The 16,739-nt window shown below is 73.9% G+C and carries 16 protein-coding genes; 8 read left to right on the top strand and 8 right to left on the bottom strand.

Features of this window, described 5'->3' with window-relative positions:
- Positions 1 to 101: 101 nt before the first annotated feature.
- Positions 102 to 1,169 (bottom strand): alkene reductase, encoded by a 1,068-nt coding sequence (locus SGA01_RS24010; protein ID WP_055644229.1) that lies wholly within the window; start codon positions 1,167 to 1,169, stop codon positions 102 to 104.
- A gap of 114 nt (positions 1,170 to 1,283) precedes the next feature.
- Between SGA01_RS24010 and SGA01_RS24005 the strand changes: the two genes are divergently transcribed.
- Positions 1,284 to 1,829, top strand: coding sequence for a MarR family winged helix-turn-helix transcriptional regulator (locus SGA01_RS24005; protein WP_141298461.1), 546 nt, complete (start codon positions 1,284 to 1,286; stop codon positions 1,827 to 1,829).
- A gap of 49 nt (positions 1,830 to 1,878) precedes the next feature.
- On the opposite strand, the gene SGA01_RS24000 is transcribed toward SGA01_RS24005, so the two are convergent.
- The 4 genes from SGA01_RS24000 to SGA01_RS23985 form a co-directional block, all read right to left on the bottom strand.
- Positions 1,879 to 2,937: an aminotransferase class V-fold PLP-dependent enzyme gene (locus SGA01_RS24000; RefSeq protein WP_141298460.1), complete on the bottom strand. Its 1,059-nt coding sequence runs from the start codon at positions 2,935 to 2,937 to the stop codon at positions 1,879 to 1,881.
- A gap of 197 nt (positions 2,938 to 3,134) precedes the next feature.
- A complete protein-coding gene (locus SGA01_RS23995; RefSeq protein WP_141298459.1) occupies positions 3,135 to 3,845 on the bottom strand; it encodes a DsbA family oxidoreductase in 711 nt (236 codons plus the stop codon).
- 67 nt (positions 3,846 to 3,912) lie between these two features.
- Positions 3,913 to 4,413 carry a GNAT family N-acetyltransferase gene (locus tag SGA01_RS23990; RefSeq protein WP_141298458.1) on the bottom strand — a complete coding sequence of 167 codons (501 nt, stop codon included), beginning with the start codon at positions 4,411 to 4,413 and terminating at the stop codon, positions 3,913 to 3,915.
- A gap of 6 nt (positions 4,414 to 4,419) precedes the next feature.
- Positions 4,420 to 5,460, bottom strand: a complete 1,041-nt coding sequence (locus tag SGA01_RS23985; protein WP_229917772.1) for a GlxA family transcriptional regulator — start codon at positions 5,458 to 5,460, stop codon at positions 4,420 to 4,422.
- Positions 5,461 to 5,530: 70 nt separating this feature from the next.
- On the opposite strand from SGA01_RS23985, the gene SGA01_RS23980 reads away from it, so the two are divergent.
- The gene (locus tag SGA01_RS23980; RefSeq protein ID WP_141298457.1) at positions 5,531 to 6,931 is read left to right on the top strand and encodes an MFS transporter; all 1,401 of its coding nucleotides are present in this window, start codon (positions 5,531 to 5,533) and stop codon (positions 6,929 to 6,931) included.
- A gap of 51 nt (positions 6,932 to 6,982) precedes the next feature.
- Here the strand turns inward: SGA01_RS23980 and SGA01_RS23975 are convergent, their stop codons facing one another.
- Entirely contained in the window at positions 6,983 to 7,897 is a 915-nt protein-coding gene (locus SGA01_RS23975; RefSeq protein WP_141298474.1) for an AraC family transcriptional regulator, read from the bottom strand.
- A 100-nt stretch (positions 7,898 to 7,997) separates the two neighbouring features.
- Between SGA01_RS23975 and SGA01_RS23970 the strand changes: the two genes are divergently transcribed.
- Entirely contained in the window at positions 7,998 to 9,008 is a 1,011-nt protein-coding gene (locus SGA01_RS23970; RefSeq protein ID WP_141298456.1) for a zinc-dependent alcohol dehydrogenase family protein, read from the top strand.
- A 34-nt stretch (positions 9,009 to 9,042) separates the two neighbouring features.
- Here SGA01_RS23970 and SGA01_RS23965 read toward each other — a convergent pair whose 3' ends face one another.
- Positions 9,043 to 10,536 carry an aldehyde dehydrogenase (NADP(+)) gene (locus SGA01_RS23965; protein ID WP_174867445.1) on the bottom strand — a complete coding sequence of 498 codons (1,494 nt, stop codon included), beginning with the start codon at positions 10,534 to 10,536 and terminating at the stop codon, positions 9,043 to 9,045.
- Between the two features lie 143 nt (positions 10,537 to 10,679).
- Between SGA01_RS23965 and SGA01_RS23960 the strand changes: the two genes are divergently transcribed.
- Entirely contained in the window at positions 10,680 to 11,450 is a 771-nt protein-coding gene (locus tag SGA01_RS23960) for an IclR family transcriptional regulator (RefSeq protein ID WP_055644221.1), read from the top strand.
- Positions 11,451 to 11,489: 39 nt separating this feature from the next.
- On the opposite strand, the gene SGA01_RS23955 is transcribed toward SGA01_RS23960, so the two are convergent.
- Positions 11,490 to 11,987 (bottom strand): cupin domain-containing protein, encoded by a 498-nt coding sequence (locus SGA01_RS23955; protein ID WP_055646390.1) that lies wholly within the window; start codon positions 11,985 to 11,987, stop codon positions 11,490 to 11,492.
- 164 nt (positions 11,988 to 12,151) lie between these two features.
- On the opposite strand from SGA01_RS23955, the gene SGA01_RS23950 reads away from it, so the two are divergent.
- The 4 genes from SGA01_RS23950 to SGA01_RS23935 all read left to right on the top strand — a co-directional run bounded on the left by SGA01_RS23950 (position 12,152) and on the right by SGA01_RS23935 (position 16,639).
- Complete coding sequence (locus tag SGA01_RS23950) at positions 12,152 to 13,117, top strand: hypothetical protein (protein WP_141298455.1); 966 nt, start codon at positions 12,152 to 12,154, stop codon at positions 13,115 to 13,117.
- Positions 13,114 to 14,355: a sensor histidine kinase gene (locus SGA01_RS23945; RefSeq protein ID WP_174867443.1), complete on the top strand. Its 1,242-nt coding sequence runs from the start codon at positions 13,114 to 13,116 to the stop codon at positions 14,353 to 14,355. Before SGA01_RS23950 ends, SGA01_RS23945 begins: the two co-directional genes overlap by 4 nt.
- A gap of 47 nt (positions 14,356 to 14,402) precedes the next feature.
- Complete coding sequence (locus tag SGA01_RS23940) at positions 14,403 to 15,017, top strand: response regulator (RefSeq protein WP_229917799.1); 615 nt, start codon at positions 14,403 to 14,405, stop codon at positions 15,015 to 15,017.
- Positions 15,018 to 15,190: 173 nt separating this feature from the next.
- Entirely contained in the window at positions 15,191 to 16,639 is a 1,449-nt protein-coding gene (locus tag SGA01_RS23935) for a peptidoglycan D,D-transpeptidase FtsI family protein (protein ID WP_141298454.1), read from the top strand.
- Positions 16,640 to 16,739 lie beyond the last annotated feature (100 nt).

The following is a 16,739-nucleotide window of genomic DNA, read 5'->3' as shown; positions in this document are numbered from 1 at the left end:
GGGAGTCCGGCACCGGACTCCCGCCCCTCTCGCGTCCCCCGATTCCCGTACGCCTGCTACCCGTACGTCTCCTACCCGTGCGCCCGTTACCCGTGGGCCTGTTACAGCGCGGGGTAGTCCGTGTAGCCGCGGTGGTCGCCGCCGAAGTACGTGGCGGTGTCCGGGGTGTTGTACGGGCCGCCGGACTTGAGCCGCGCCGGCAGGTCGGGGTTGGCGAGGAACAGCGCGCCGTACGCGACGAGGTCGGCGGTGCCGTCCTCGATCAGGGCCAGGGCGTCGGGGCCGGTCGGACCCTCGGTGGCCGGGTTGAGGATGAAGGTGCCGGAGAAGGCCTTGCGCAGGGCGAGGGTGAGCTCGCGGACCTCGGGCGTGGGCTCCGTGACGTGCAGGTAGGCGATGCCGATCGGGTCGATCGCCTCGACGAGTGCGGGGTAGATCTCCGCGGTGTCGGTCTCGGCGATGTCGTTGTACGTGTTGGCCGGGGAGATGCGCAGGCCGGTGCGCTCGGGGCCGATCTCGGCGACGACGGCCTTGACGACCTCGACGGCGAAGCGGATGCGGTTCTCGACCGGGCCGCCCCACTCGTCGGTGCGGTGGTTGGAGCCGGAGGCGAGGAACTGCTGGATCAGATAGCCGTTGGCGCCGTGGATCTCGACGCCGTCGAAGCCGGCCTCCACCGCGTTGCGGGCGGCGGTGGCGAAGCCGGCGATCGTCTCCCGTATCCCGTCGGCGGTGAGTTCGCGCGGGGCGACGAAGTCGATGAGTCCGGTGCCGGCGAAGAGCTGTCCGGCCGGGGCGACCGGGGAGGGGCCGACGGGGTGGAGTCCGTCGCCGAGGACCTGGGGGTGGCTGATCCGGCCGGCGTGCATCAGCTGGACGAAGATCCGGCCGCCGCGCTCGTGGACGCCGTCGGTGACCTCGCGCCAGGCGGCGATCTGCTCGGCGCTGTGCAGGCCGGGGGTGTTCGGGTAGCCCTGGCCGACGGCGGTCGGCTGGGCGCCCTCGGTGATGATGAGGCCGGCCGAGGCACGCTGGGCGTAGTACTCGGCGACGAGCGCGGTGGGGGTGCGGCTCTCGCCCTCGGCCCGGCTGCGGGTCATGGGGGCCATGGCGATGCGGTTGGCGAGACGGGTGCCGGCGAGGTCGACGGGGTCGAAGGCAGTGGTCATGGCGGTTCCCTCACATGATTATGTGGTCGGCCAACTAATTGGGCCGTTGTCACTGTAACCCATTCATTGGCCGACCAAGGTAATCTTCTGGGAGAGCCGTCCCGAGGAGTCCCGATGTCAGGAACCACCGACCCCGTCTGTACCGAGCCGCGCGCCACGGCGCGCACCGGTGTGTGCGGCGAACCGCCGACCGCCGCGCGGGGCGGGCCCGTCAGCCACACCCTGGCGCGGGTGGCCCGGATGCACCGGATCGCCATGGGGAGGCGGCTGCGGGAGCTCGGCCTCTATCCGGGCCAGGAGCTGATGATGATGCGCCTCTGGGACTGCGGGCCGGTCCGCCAGTCCGAGCTGATCCAGTCCCTCGGGCTCGACCCGTCGACGGTGACGAAGATGCTCCAGCGCCTGGAGCAGTGCGGCCACGTCCGGCGCCGCCCGGACCCCGCCGACCGGCGCGCGGTCCTCGTCGAGGTGACGGACGAGGGCCTGGCGCTGCGCGCCGGGGTCGAGGGCGCCTGGGAGGGCCTCGAGGAGCTGTCGCTCGGCGGGCTGGCCCCGGCCGACCGGGCGGAGCTGGCCCGCCTGCTCGGACTCGTGGCGGAGAACCTGTACGAGGAGGCGGGCGAGGAGGGCGACTGCCCGCCGCTGCCGAAGAGCTGCTGACGGGCGGGGGCCCGGTCCCGACGGGGACGCGGGCCCCTGGGCCGTGGGGTCAGCCCGCCAGGACGTCCAGGGCGCGGTCGACGTCCGCCGCCGTGTTGTAGAGGTGGAACGAGGCCCGCAGGTTGCCCGCGCGGGCGGAGAGCAGCACGTCGGCGGCGCGCAGCGCGTCCTCCCGGGCGCCGAGGCCGGGGACCGCGACGACCGTCGAGTCATCCATGACCGGCGCGTGGCCGAGCTCGACGAGTCCGGCGCGGAAGCGGGCCGCGAGTCCCTTGTTGTGGGCCTCGATGCGGTCGATGCCGATCTCTTCGAGCAGCGCGAGGGAGCGGGCCGCGCCGTGGTAGGAGAAGAAGGCGACGGGCTCGTCGAAGCGGCGCGCGGAGCGGGCCAGTTCGCGCACGGGGCCGTAGCTGTTCACCCACAGCTCCTCGCCCGTGACCCAGTTGGCGTGGATCGCGAGCAGCGAGTCCTGCGCCTCCTCGGTGACGGTGAGGAAGGACGCCCCGCGCGGGCAGAGCAGGTACTTGTAGCCACCGGCGACCGTGTAGTCCCAGTCGCCCGCGTGCAGCGGGAGCCAGCCGGCCGACTGCGTGGCGTCCAGGAGCGTCCGGGCGCCGTGGGCGGCCGCCGCCGCCCGTACCGCCGCGAAGTCGGCCGTACGGCCGTCCGCCGACTGGACGGCCGAGAAGGCGACGAGCGCCGTCTCGGGGCGGACCGACTCGGCGAGCAGCTCCAGGGGCACGAAGCGGGTCTTGAGGTCGCCGCGGATCGTGAACGGGGTGATGACGGAGGAGAACTCGCCCTCGGGGAAGAGGATCTCGGAACCCGCGGGCATCGACTGGGCGATCATCCCGCAGTGCACGGCGACGGAGCTGCCGACGGAGACGCGCTCGTGCGGGACGTGGGCGAGCCGCGCGAAGGCCGCCCTGGCCTCGTCGACGATGGCGAAGCTGCCCGCGCCGTCGGAGCGGCCGTCGGCGGTCTCCTCGGCGAGGAGCGTCACGGCGTCGATCGTCCGGCGGGGCAGCAACCCGCAGGCGGAGGTGTTCAGATAGGTCTTCTTGGGCGCGAACTCGGCGCCGCCGAGCGGCCGGTGCAGGGAATCCATGTCCCCACCCTGGATTCCCCGCGATCACCCGTCAATGGCGATTCGACCGTGGGGAATCCCCAAGACGCCCTTATTTCCGCAGGTCAGACCGCGTGCGACGGTCAATCCTGCGGGAACTCGGGCGGTCGGTCCCGCGGGGGCTCAGGCAGTCGGCCCCGCGGGAGCTCGGGCGGTCGGCCCCGCGGGAGCTCGGGCGGTCAGGCCCGCGGGACCTCGCAGCCGTCCGGGCCGCAGGCCTCGGCGTCGGCCTCGGCGCCGACCGGCTGGAGGACGCGGCCCTGCCAGGCCTGCTCCAGGGCCTGGGTGAAGACCTCGGCGGGCTGGCCGCCGGAGACGCCGTAGCGACGGTCCAGGACGAAGAACGGCACGCTGTTGGCGCCGAGTTCGGCGGCCTCGCGCTCGTCCTCCCGTACGGCCTCGGCGTAGGCCGACTCGTCGGCGAGGACGGCCCGGACCTCGGCCTCGTCGAGACCGGCCTCGACGCCGAGCGCCGCGAGGGTCTCGGCGTCGAAGACGGAGCGCTCCTCCGCGAAGTTGGCGCGGTAGGCCAGGTCGAGGAGCTCGCTCTGGCGACCGCGCGCCTTGGCGAGGTGGAGCAGCCGGTGGATGTCGAAGGTGTTGCCGTGGTCACGGCCTTCGGTGCGGTAGCCGAGGCCCTCGGCGTGCGCGTTGGTCGCGACGTGCTGCTCCATGGCGCGGGCCTCGTCGAGGGTCCGGCCGTACTTCTTCGCCAGCATCTCCAGGACCGGGCCGGTGTCGCTCTTGGCGCGGTGCGGGTCGAGCTCGAAGGAGCGGTGCACGACCTCGACGTCGTCGCGGTGGGCGAAGGCCTCGAGGCCCTTCTCGAAGCGGGCCTTGCCTACGTAACACCAGGGGCAAGCGATGTCCGACCAGATTTCGACGCGCATGTGAGGGATCTCCGAGGGGGTTGCCTGTGCGGGTGTTCGTCGACGGGAACACCCCGGCCGGCCCGGTTCATTCCGGTTGCGGCGCGAGTGTGAGGCGGAGCACGAGGTGATCGCCGGAGCGCGGGGAGTCCGGGTCGGGGGTCCAGCCGTGGGCCGCGTAGAAGGCCTGGGCGCGCTCGTTCCTGTCGAAGACCTCCAGGACGGCGGTGGTCGTCCCGGCCGCGCGCCAGGCCTCGACGCAGGCCGCGTGGAGGGCGCCGCCGACGCCCCGGCGCCAGTGGGCGGGGGCCACGTGCAGCTGGGTCAGGACCATGACGCCCTCGCGCTCGCCGAAGGCGGCGATCCCGGCGATCCCGGTCCCCTCGCCGTCCGGCTCGGCGCAGAGCACGGCCCCGCGCTCGATCGCGCCCGCCCAGCCGGTCCGGGCGCGGGCCAGTTCCTCGGGGCCCGCGTAGTCGGACTCGGGGAGGTGGCCGCGGTAGTAGGTGGCCCGGGCATCGGCGTGGATGCTGGTGACGGCGTCGAGGTCGGCGGCGGTCGCGGGGCGGATCGTGAGTGTTCGGATCATGAAAGCTCAGGACGCGGCGGCGCGCCGACCGGTTCCGGCGGGATCGGCACGGCTGAAGGAGGCCCGGTACGCGCTGGGGGTGAGGCCGGTGCGCCGCAGCAGGTGCTGCCGCAGCGAGTCCCCCGTGCCGAGGCCGCTCTCCCTGGCCACCCGCTCCATGCCGAGCGAGGTGGTCTCCAGGAGCTCCTTGGCCCGCTCGACGCGCTGGTGGAGCAGCCATTGGAGCGGGCTGACCCCCGTCTCGGCGTGGAAGCGGCGCGACAGCGTGCGGACGGAGGTGCCGGCGTGCCGGGCGAGGTCGGTCAGCGTGAGCGGCTCGTCGAGGCGTCCCATGGCCCACGCGCGCGTGTCGGCGAAGGAGATCCCGCGCTCGGGCGGCAGCGGGGTCTGGGTGAACTGGGTCTGGCCGCCGGGCCGTACGGGCGCGACGAGCGCGAGGCGGGCGACGGTGTTGGCGACGGCGGCGCCGTGGTCGGTGCGGATGACGTGGAGGCAGAGGTCGATGCCCGCCGCGTATCCGGAGGAGGTGAGAAGGGGGCCGTCCTGGACGAAGAGGACGTCGTCCTGGAGGTCGACGGCCGGGTGCATCTCGGCGAGCAGGTCCCGGTACGCCCAGTACGTCGTCGCCGCCCGGCCGTCGAGCAGTCCGGCCTCGGCGAGCGCGAAGGCGCCGGTGCAGATGGAGGCGATGCGCTTGCCCGCGGCGGCGGCGCGGCGCAGCGTGTCGAGGATGCGTGGGTCGGGGTCCGTGTACGAGCCGCTGCCCGTGAGGACCACCGTGTCGGCGGTGTCCACGGCGTCGAGGCCGTGCGGGACGAGGAGGTCGAGGCCGCCGGTGGTGGTGACGGGACCGGGGTCGGGGGCGCAGACGACCGTCTCGTACCCGGGCCGGCCGTCGATCTCGACCTTCCCGAACAGCATCTCGGGAATGGCCAGGTTGAACAGGGAGACGGGCGGGGCGGCGATCACGGCGACGCGCCGGACGGGCGGAGCGGGCGCGACGGACGGGACGGGCGCGGCGGACGGGACAGGGGACGCGACCGTCATGGCCAGAACCTCCGGGCATATGGCATTCGGGCCACTACTCTACGTCCGCGCCGGTCACCAGAGTGGGGGCATGTCATCGCCCGAGCTCACCGCAGCCCCCGACGTCCACCGCGACACCCCGACCGGAGCCCGCTCCCCCTCTCCTTCGCCCTCCCCCACCCCGGCCCTCGCCGCCGCGACGCTCGGTTTCGCCCTCATCACCCTCGACACCTCGGTGGTCAACGTCGCCCTGCCCGCGATCGGAGCCGACCTGGGCACGGGCATGACCGGTCTCCAGTGGGTGGTCGACGCGTACACGCTGGTGTTCGCGGCGCTCCTGCTGTCCAGCGGGGCGCTCGCCGACCGGTTCGGGGCGGGCCGGGCGTACGGCGTCGGGGTCGTCGTCTTCACCCTCGCCTCGGTGGCCTGCGGTCTCGCCCCCGGCCTCCCCTCGCTGCTCGCCGCCCGGGCGGTGCAGGGCGCGGCGGCCGCCGTGATGCTGCCGGCCTCGCTCGCCCTGGTGCGCGAGGCGTACGGCGATCCGGGGCGGCGGGCCCGGGCGGTGTCGCTGTGGGCGGCGGGCGGGACGGTCGCGGTGGCGCTCGGCCCCGTCGTGGGCGGCGCCCTGACGACGGCCTGGAGCTGGCGCGGGATCTTCTTCGTCAACGTGCCGCTCGGGCTCCTCGCGCTCGCGCTGCTGACCCGGGTGGCGCGCTCGGTGCGGCGGCCCGCGCCGCTCGACCTGCCGGGGCAGCTCACGGCGGCGACGGCGGTCGGCGCGCTGACCTTCGCGGCCATCGAAGGCGGTACGGAGGCCTGGTGGGCACTGGGTGTCGCGGCCGTCTCCCTGGCGGCCTTCCTGCTGATCGAGGCGCGACGGCGCCATCCGATGGTGCCCCTGGGGATGTTCCGGAACACGACGGTGGCGGTGGCGGTGACGGCCGGCGCCGCGAACAGCGTGGCCTTCTACGGGATGATCTTCGTCTTCAGCCTCTTCTTCCAGCAGGTGCTCGGCCTCTCGGCGCTGGGCGCGGGGCTGATGTTCCTGCCGATGACGGGGCTGCTCGCCGGGGTGAACCTCCTGTCGGCGAAGGCCGCGGCCCGGTACGGGGCGAGGCTGCCGATCGTGGTGGGCCAGACGGTCGCGGTGGCCGGCCTGCTCGGCCTGCTCGTGGTGGACGCGGACACCTCACGGGTGGCGCAGGCCCTGCTGCTCGTCCCGCTCGCCCTGGGCGCGGGCTTCTCGCTGCCGCCGCTGATCGCCTCGATGATGGAGGCCGTGCCGGCGGAGCGCGCGGGCACGGCGGCGGGCCTGCTCAACGCGATCCGCCAGACGGCGGGCGCGCTCGCCATCGCGGTCTTCGGCTCGCTGGCGGCCCAGGACACGGCCGGCATGGCGTCGACCCTGCGGTCGAGCCTGCTGATCAGCGCGGGCCTGCTGACCCTGACGGCCCTGGCGTCCCTGCGCCTGCCGGGCCGCCGGACCCGCTGAGCCTGCCCGGCCTGCCCGGCCTGCCCGGCCTGCCCAGCGGGCCCGGCCTGCTCAGGCGCCCTTGCGGTACTGCCCGGGCGGCACCCCGTACTCCCGCTTGAAGGCCTTGGCGAAGGCGAACTCCGAGGAGTAGCCGGAGCGTTCGGCTACGGCGCGGAGGGGGAGGTCGTCCGAGCGCAGGAGGCGGCCCGCTGTCGTCATGCGCCACCAGGTGAGGTAGGCGAGGGGGGAGCGGCCGACGAGGGCGGTGAAGCGGCGGGCGAAGGCCGCGCGGGAGAGGCCGCCGAGGGCGCCGAGCTCCTCGACCGTCCAGGCTCTGGCCGGGTCGTCGTGGAGGGCCCTGAGGGCTCCGGCGACCACCGGGTCGCTCAGGGCGGCCGACCAGCCGGTGGACCGGTCGCCGCACTCGGTGAGCCACCAGGCGCGCAGCAGGTAGAGGAGCAGGGTGTCGAGCAGGGCGGGCACGACGGCGTCGGAGCCCGGCTGGGGTTCGGCGAGTTCGGCGCCGAGCAGGTCGACGGCGGCGCGCAGCCGGGGGTGGGTGCCGACCCGGGCGGGGAAGTGGACGTACGGCGGGAGTTCCGTCAGGAGCGGGTGGGCGCGGGCCCGGCTGAGCTGGTAGGCGCCGCAGAGGAGCAGGGTCTCCTCGGCGCCGACGGGGCCCCGGTCGGACGGGGTGGGCCAGGAGCCGTCGGGGGCGGGCTGGGCGTCGACGAGCGGGGTGTCCGGCCGGTCGGCGAGGGCGTGGCCCGTGCCGTGGGCGAGGAGGACGACGTCGCCGGGGCCGAGCCTGACGGGGGCGCCGTCGTCCGGGGGCAGGAGCCAGGCGGTCCCCTGGAGGACGACATGGAATCCGGCACCCCTGCTCGGGGAGAAGCGGAATCCCCAGGGCGCGAAGCGGGCCGTGCGGGAGGAGTGCGGCCGGCCGGTGCGCATGGCGGCGATGGCATCGCTCAGTACGTCCATCCCGGCACCGTACTCCTCGTCGAGAACGGCGAGACGATCGGACATGAGCGGGAGTCAGGGAGATATGGATCGTCTCGCCGCACCCTCCTACGGTCGAGTCATGACGACGACAACAGGCAGGACTACCAAGGCGGTTCTCTTCCACCAGACCGGCGGCCCCGAGGTGCTGACGGTGGAGGAGGTGGCGCTGCCCGCCCCAGGGCCCGGGGAGGTGCTCGTACGGGTCGAGGCGATCGGACTCAACCGCGCCGAGGCGCTGTTCCGCGAGGGCACCTACTACTACCCGGCGACGCTGCCCGGTTCGCGGCTCGGCTATGAGGCGGCGGGCGTCGTGGAGGCGGTCGGCGCGGGGGTGACCGCGTACGCCCCGGGCGATCCGGTGATGGCGGCGGCCAACTTCGACTTCGGGACGTACGGCGTACACGCGGAGCGGGTGGTGCTGCCGGAGGAGTACGTGGTGGCCCGGCCCGAGGGGGTGGACGCGGTGACGGCGGCGGCGGTCTGGCTGACGTACTTCACCGCGTACGGCGGGATGGTGCTGACCGGCGGGCTGCGCCCCGGCGACCACGTGGTGATCACGGGCGCTTCGAGCGGGGTGGGGACGGCCGCGATCCAGACGGCGCTGCGGATCGGCGCGGTGCCGATCGCCACCACGCGCGGCGAGGGCAAGCGGAAGCGGCTCCTGGAGCTCGGGGCCGCGCACGTGATCGTGACGGACACGGAGGACGTGGTGGAGGAGGTGCGGCGGATCACCGGCGGGGCGGGGGCCGACCTGGCGTTCGACGCGATCGGCGGGCCCGGTTTCGCCCGGCTCGGGGACGCGCTGCGGCCCGGCGGCACCGCCGTGGTGTACGGGTTCCTGGACCCGCGGCCCATCGAGCTGTCGATGAACTGGCCGCTGACCACGCACGGGTACGCCAACGGCGCGCTCGCCAGGACCGAGGAGGGGCGCCGCCGCGCGGCCGGGTTCATCGGCTCGGGGCTGCGGGACGGCTCCCTGGCGCCGGTGATCGCCGAGACCTTCGAGGGTCTGGAGCGGATCGCCGACGCCCATCGGCTGATGGAGTCCAACACGCACACCGGCAAGATCGTGGTGCGCGTGCGGCACTAGGGGGTGTCAAGGCGCCGAGACGCTGCCCCGGGTGTCAGCGCCTGGGCACCCCCAGCGGGTTGCCGTCGCGGAGCTCCGGCGGGAGCAGGTGCCCGGGGGTCGACTGGTACGTGACCGGGCGGAGCCAGCGCTCGATCGCGGTCGCGCCGACCGAGGTGGAGGTGGAGGTGGTGGCCGGGTAGGGGCCGCCGTGGTGCTGGGCGGCGGCGACGGCGACCCCGGTGGGCCAGCCGTTGACGAGGACGCGGCCGGCGAGCGGGGTGAGTTCGGCGAGGAGCGGAGCCGCGGCCTCGTCCTCCTCCGCGCTGTGCAGGGTGGCGGTGAGGTTGCCCGGCAGCAGGCCGAGGACGGCGGTGACCTCGTCCCGGGTCGCGTAACGGGCGACGACGGTGACCGGCCCGAAGCACTCCTCCAGGAGAAGGCCGTGGTCGCCGCCCGTGAGCCGGTCGGCGTCGACGGCGAGGACACCGGCGCTGACCGTGTGCTCGCCGCCCGCGCCCGGGGTGACGGGCGTCCGTACCCCGTCGAGGGCGGCGCGCTCGGCGACCCCGGTGACGAAGGCGTCCCGCATGCGGTGGTCGAGCATCACGGCCGGTTCGGTCTCGCTGACCCCGGCGGTGAGCGCGGCGAGGAAGCGGTCGCCCGCCTCGCCCCGGGGCGCCAGGACGAATCCGGGCTTGGTGCAGAACTGGCCCGCGCCCAGGGTCATGGAGCCGGCCAGGCCGGCCCCGAGCTCCTCGGCGCGCTCCTCGGCGGCGGCCGGGGTGATCACGACCGGGTTGAGGGAGCCGAGTTCGCCGTGGAAGGGGATGGGGACGGGCCGGGCTGCGGCGGCGTCGAAGAGCGCCCGTCCGCCACGTACCGAACCGGTGAAGCCCGCCGCCGCGACGAGCGGGTGGCGGACCAGCCGCACGCCCGCGTCGAAGCCGTGGACGAGGACGACGACGTCCTCGGGGAGGCCTTCCTTGGCGGCGGCCCGGCGCAGCAGCGAGGCGCAGAGTTCGGAGGTGGCCGGGTGGTCGGGGTGGGCCTTGACCACCACGGGGCAGCCGGCCGCGAGGGCGCTCGCGGTGTCCCCGCCGGGGACGGAGAAGGCGAGCGGGAAGTTGCTGGCGGCGTAGACGGCGACGACACCGAGCGGGATCTTCCACCGGCGCATGTCGGAGCGGGGCGGGGTGGCGTCCGGGTCGGGGAGGTCGATCCGGACGTCGAGGAAGGAGCCCTCCGTGACGACCTCGGCGAAGCTCCGCAACTGGGCGGTGGTCCGGGCGAGTTCGCCGCTGAGGCGGACGGGCCCGAGGGCCGTCTCGGCGTCGGCGGCCTCGATGACGTGCTCGCGCGCCGCGTCGAGGAGGTCGGCGGCGGTACGGAGGAAGGCGGCCCGCACCGTGCGGTCGGCGAGCGCGTCCCGGGCGCCGTGCGCGGCTCTGACCGCGCGGTCGACCTCGTCCGCTGTGGCCTCCACCGCAACCTGCTCGCGCGGCTTCCCCGTCCGGGGGTCCACACTCCACACTGGTTCTGCCGCCACCGCCACGCCCCTGTTCGCTATTCTGAACAGCGTTCTCGTAGATGAACGCGTCTGCGAGGGACTCTATTGACGGCCCGACCGTCTCCACAAGGGGCCGGGGCGGCCACCGGGACGACCGGACAACGGAAAAAGGGGCGAGGGTCATGGCGACTGCCGACGCGGGTGGGGCACAGGTGAAGTCCGCGGTGCGGACCGTGGAGCTGCTGGAGTACTTCGCCGGGCGCCCCGGGATGCACTCGCTCGCCGCCGTCCAGGAGGCCGTCGGCTACCCCAAGTCCAGCCTCTACATGCTGCTGCGCACCCTGGTCGAGCTGGGCTGGGTGGAGACGGACGCCACCGGCACGCGGTACGGCATCGGGGTGCGGGCGCTGCTCGTCGGCACCTCGTACATCGACGGCGACGAGGTCGTGGCCGCCGCCCGGCCGACGCTGGACCGGCTCTCCGACGACACCACGGAGACCATCCACCTCGCGCGGCTCGACGGCACCAACGTGGTCTATCTGGCGACCCGTCAGTCCCAGCACTACCTGCGGCCGTTCACCCGGGTCGGGCGCCGGCTGCCCGCGCACTCGACCTCGCTCGGCAAGGCGCTGCTCGCCACCCACACCGACGAGCAGGTGCGCAAGCTGCTCCCGGAGACGCTGCCGGCGCTGACCGAGCACACGATCACCGACCGCGAGGAGCTCATCGAGGAGCTGCGCGTCATCCGCGAGCAGGGCTTCTCGGTGGACCGCGAGGAGAACACGCTCGGACTGCGCTGCTTCGGGATCGCGATCCCGTACCGGACCCCGGCGCGGGACGCGATCAGCTGCTCGGTGCCGGTGGCGCGGCTCACCCCGGCCCATGAGCAGATGATCAAGGACGCGCTCTTCGACGCACGGGACCGGCTGACGCTGGCGACCCGCCGCCTCTGACGGCCCGGGCCGGCCCCACACGGGCCGGCCCCGAAGGATTCAGCCCCGCTCGGCGAGGGCCTGCTGCCACACCGGGCTGTCCACGTAGTGGTTGTCGTACTGCTCCGAGGACGCCTTGATCTCCTCGAAGCTCGCCTCGCCGCGCATGACCCGGCCGAGCAGGCGCAGGTAGTCGAAGCGGGCCATGCCGGGCGTGAAGGCGAAGAGGACGTCGGCCTCGGCGCCGGGCGCCGCCGCGAAGGCGTGCGGGGTGTGCGGCGGGACCAGGAGGAAGTCGCCCTCCTCCAGGACGGTCAGCTCCTCGCCGACGAGGACCTGGAGCGAGCCGCCGAGGACGAAGAACATCTCCGAGGCCTTGGTGTGGAAGTGCGCCGGGGCGCCGACCGCGCCCTTCGCGAACGAGGAGCGGTAGCTGGTGAGCTGCCCGCCGGTGGTGTCGGAGTCGGCGAGGAGCGTCATCACGCTGCTCGGGTCGGCGGTGGTCTCGGCGGTGGCGGCACGGGTCAGGAGCGGGGCGAAGGTCGCGATCTCGTTCATGATCACTACTCTAGTGAGCCATTGACCGCTACAAAGGGGTCAATTGAGCAGCCAAATCATGGGTCAATTCTGACCCTGGTCGGAGGGCCTCTCCCCCGTGCGGCGGAGGCGGTTCAGCACACGGCAGGACGTGGCCCCGGCGGTCCTCGCGGGAGCGTGGAGCCATGACACCGACCGGGTACCGGCCCTCCCTCCTCCGACGCGTGCTGCGCGTCCTCGCGATCGTCGCCTGCCTCCCGTACATCTCGCTCAAGATCGTCTGGGTGGCGGGCGGCACGCTCGGCATCCCGGCCGGGAGCGAGCTCCTGGAGCACCGGACGCTGCTCGCCGTCGCCAACTCGATCTCGGTCCTCGCCGACATCGTCGTCGTCGTCCTCGCCCTGCTGCTGACCCAGGCGTGGGGCCTTCGGGTGCGGGCCTGGCTGCTCGCCTTCCCCATGTGGGCCGCGACCGGCCTCCTCACCCCGATCATGGCGGGGTACCCGGCGCAGCTCGCGGTCGCGCTCCTCAGCGGCGACGAACGGGCCGCCGCCGCCAGCGAACCCTTCCTGGACGACTGGGTCTTCGCCGTCGTCTACGGCGGCTTCATCCTCCAGGGCCTCACCCTCGGCACCCTCTTCGTCCTCTACTCCCGGGACCGCTGGGGCCACGTCTGGCAGGGCCGCCTCGGCGAGCTGTCCGCCCGCACCTCCGGGCCCGGCGTACGGGCCGTCGCCCTCGCCGGCGCGGTGGTCGCGCTCCTCCCCGCGACGGTCCAGCTGATCTGGCTCTCCGGCTCGACCACGGGCCTCTCCGCCCGGCGAGCCGCCGAACGGGACCCGGACTTCTACGTCCTGAGCGCCGTGCACCTCGCCTTCCTCGTCGCCGCCGTCGTCTTCACCCTCCTCCTCGTCCTGCGCCGGCCCGCGCGGCTTGGCGTGCGGCCCGTCCTCGCCCTGGCCTGGGTCTCCACCGGCGCGATGGGCTGCTGGGGCGCGTACATGTCGCTCGTCGCGCTCCAGCCCGAGACCGATGTCGCCAAGCAGGTCCCGGCCCTCGCACAGCTGTCCTACGCTGGCCAGATGATCACCGGGTTCCTGCTGGCCGCGTGCGTGGCCGTGTTCCTGCGGCGGCGGAGCGCCGAGGCGTGAGGCGGTGCGCGATCGCCCTGTTCGGGCAGCGGGCCAGGCTGCGCTGGCTCCATCTGATCCTGGGCGGCGCGCTGTTCATGCCGTACTGGCTGGTCGGCACGATCGCCCTGGGGGCCTTCCTCGACTCCCCGGGGATGTTCGGGGGCAGTGTCGCCGTGCAGTTCGGGGCGTACGCGATCGGGCTGCCGCTCGCCGCGGTCACCGCGTTGTTCCCGCTGGCCCGGCCCATGTCGGTGGCGGTGGCGCGGGCACTGTGCGGGATTCCGGCGGACCGGCTCGCGGACGGTCCGGCCCGGGGCCGCGACGCGAAGGCCCGGACGGCCGGCTGGTTCACGCTGCACGTGGGCGCGGGCGCGCTGATCAGCGGGGCGTCCCTGGCCCTGCCGCCGTTCGCGGTGTCGCTCGCGGCGCTGCCCCTCTGGCCGGCCCTGCGGGAGTCGGAGGTCGGCCGGTACTGGGGGCTCGACCGGCCCTGGATGCTCTGGGCGGCGCTCCCCGCGGGTCTGCTCATGCTGCTGGCGCTCGCCGCCACCGCCGCCGCGACCGGGGCGCTGCTCGCCCGGCAGGCGCTCCGGCTGCTCGGGCCGAGCCCCGCGGACCGGCTCGCGGCGGCCGAGCGGCGCGCGGCGGAGGCGGAATCGCGCAACCGGCTCGCCCGCGAGCTGCACGACTCGGTCGGCCACGCCCTCAGCGCGGTCACCCTCCAGGCGGGCGCGGCCCGCCGGGTCCTCGACACGGGCGACGCGGCCGACCTGGAGTTCGTCCGGGAGGCGCTGACCGCGATCGAGGAGACCACCCGGCGCACCGTCGGGGAGCTGGACGGGGTCCTCGGCCTGCTGCGGCGCGGCGAGGAGGTCGAGGAGGGCGTGGGCCCGGGGCTCGACGCCCTGGAGGCCCTCGTGCGCGGCGCCGGACCGCGGGTGGCGCTGACGGTGGACGGGGCCCTCGGCCCCGTACCGGAGGTGCTGTCGCGGGAGGCGTACCGGATCGTCCAGGAAGGGCTGACGAACGCGGCCCGACATGCGGGCGGCACGCCCGTCACCGTACGGCTCGACGCCCGTACCGAGGAGTTGGAGATCACCATGGAGAACCCCCTGCCCGAGCGGCCCCCGGTCGCCCGCCCGCACGGCGGGCGCGGCCTGCGCGGGGTCGGCGAACGGGCCCGGCTGCTCGGCGGCACCGCCGTGGCGGGTCCGGTGGACGGCGTGTGGCGCCTCGCGGTGAGGATCCCCCGGTGAGCGCGGAGGTGCGGCCGGTGCGGGTCGTGCTCGCCGACGACGAGCGGATGGTGCGGACGGCGCTGCGGGTCATCCTGGACGCGGAGCCCGATCTGGAGGTCGTCGGCGAGGCCTCGACGGGCGCCGAGGCGGTGTCGGTGGTGCGGGCGGCGCGGCCGGACGTCGTGCTGATGGACGTGCGGATGCCGGAGATCGACGGGATCCGGGCCACCGAGCAGATCCTGTCGGGGATGGCGGAGCCGCCCCGGATCGTGGTCGTGACGACCTTCGAGAACGACTCCTACGTGTACGACGCGCTGCGCGTCGGCGCGGCCGGCTTCCTGCTGAAGCGGGCGGCGGCGGAGGAGCTGGTGAGCGCGGTCCGGCTGGTCGCCAGGAGCGACTCGCTGCTCTACCCGGCGGCGGTACGGGGTCTGGCGGCCGAGCACGCCCGGCGCGCTCCGGCGGCGGCGCCCTGGGTGGCGCGGCTCACCGAGCGGGAGGCGGAGGTGCTGCGGCAGGTGGCGACGGGCCTGACGAACGCCGAGATCGCCGAGCGGATCGGCGTCGGCCCGGCGACGGTCAAGTCGCACGTGGCGGCGGTCCTGGCGAAGCTGGGCGCCCGGGACCGGACGCAGGCCGTGATCCTGGCGTACGAGTCGGGGTTCGTGCGGGCGGGATGACGGTGTGCGGCGGCCCCGCGGCCAGGGTGCGGCGGCCCCGCGGCCGGGGGTGGTGCGGCCCGGCGACAGGGACCGGCGCGCCCCGCGGCCGGGACGAACCAGGATGAAGGTTCCCTGAGAAACCGAACACATCCGGAACGTCCCCCACCGGCTCGTTCGTCCCCCTTGGTGCGATGAACAAGACGATCAGGCACACGTCGGTCTTCGTGCTGATCCTGGTGCTCGCCCTCCTGGGGCGGGCGACCTGGGTGCAGTTCTACGAAGGCCAGGCGCTGGCGGACGACTCGAAGAACCGGCGGAAGACCATCGCGCAGTACGCGCAGCCGCTGGGCAACATCGTCGTGGCCGGTTCGCCGGTCACCGGCTCGAAGAAGACGGAGGGAGGCGATCTCGCGTACAAGCGCACCTACACGGACGGCGAGCTCTACGCGGCGGTCACGGGCTACAGCTCGCAGGCGTACGGCGCCACACAGCTGGAGGGCATCTACGACGACGTCCTCGACGGCACCGACGACCGGCTGAAGAACCCGGTGGACGCGGTGACCCGCAAGCAGCAGGAGCCCGGCACCGTCGTCACCACGATCGACCCGGACGTGCAGAAGGCCGCCTACCGGGCCCTCGGGAACACGAAGGGCGCGGCCGTCGCGGTCGACCCCGCCACCGGCCGGATCCTGGCCATGGTGTCGACCCCGTCGTACGACCCGTCGAAGATCGCCGGGACGGCGGACGGCGCCGCCTGGCAGGAGCTGACGACCGACGAGGACAAGCCGATGGTCAACCGGGCCCTGCGCCAGCCGCTCCCGCCCGGCTCCACCTTCAAGCTGGTCGTCGCGGCGGCGGCCCTGGAGGACGGGCTGTACGGCTCGGTGGACACGGCGACGAAGAGCCCCGACCCGTACACGCTGCCGAACACCCGGACCGTGCTGAAGAACGAGAACGCCTCCGCGCCCTGCGAGAACGCCACGATCCGTACCGCGCTCCAGTACTCCTGCAACAACGTCTTCGCCAAGATGGCCGCGGACCTGGGGCAGGACAAGGTGAAGGCGATGGCGGAGAAGTTCGGCTTCAACAACGCCGAGCTCGACGTCCCGGTCCGCGCCTACGCGAGCGTGTACCCCTCGGGCATGGACGCGGCGCAGACGGCGCTCACCGGCATCGGGCAGTTCGACGTCACCGCCACCCCGCTCCAGATGGCCATGGTGTCGGCCGCGATCGCCAACGACGGCCTCCTGGCCGCCCCGCACATGGTCTCGGAGGTCGTCGACTCCGACGGCGACGCCCTCACCTCGTTCGACGACGGGGACACCACGCGGATCGTCTCCTCCTCGACGGCGGAGCAGCTGCGGAGCGCGATGCAGACGGTGGTGGAGAAGGGCACCGGCACCAACGCGGCGGTCTCCGGGGCCGAGGTCGGCGGCAAGACGGGCACGGCCCAGCACGGCGAGAACAACAGCAAGACTCCGTACGCCTGGTTCACCTCCTACGCGAAGGACCCCTCGACCGGGAAGCAGGTCGCCGTCGCGGTGATGATCGAGGACTCGGGCGCCGCCCGCTCCGAGGTCAGCGGCAACGGCCTGGCGGCCCCCGTGGCGCAGAAGATGATGGCCGCGGCGCTGAAGTGACGTGAAGGGGGTGTCTTGCCGATCACGCCGCGAGCCCGGCCTGATCGGCAAGACACCCCCTGAGGGGCCCGATTGGCTCTGGGCCCCCGTCACACGATAT

It is taken from the genome of Streptomyces gardneri, assembly GCF_006539185.1.
Taxonomy (GTDB): Bacteria; Actinomycetota; Actinomycetes; order Streptomycetales; family Streptomycetaceae; genus Streptomyces; species Streptomyces gardneri.
This window is presented reverse-complemented; position numbering and strand designations above follow the sequence as displayed.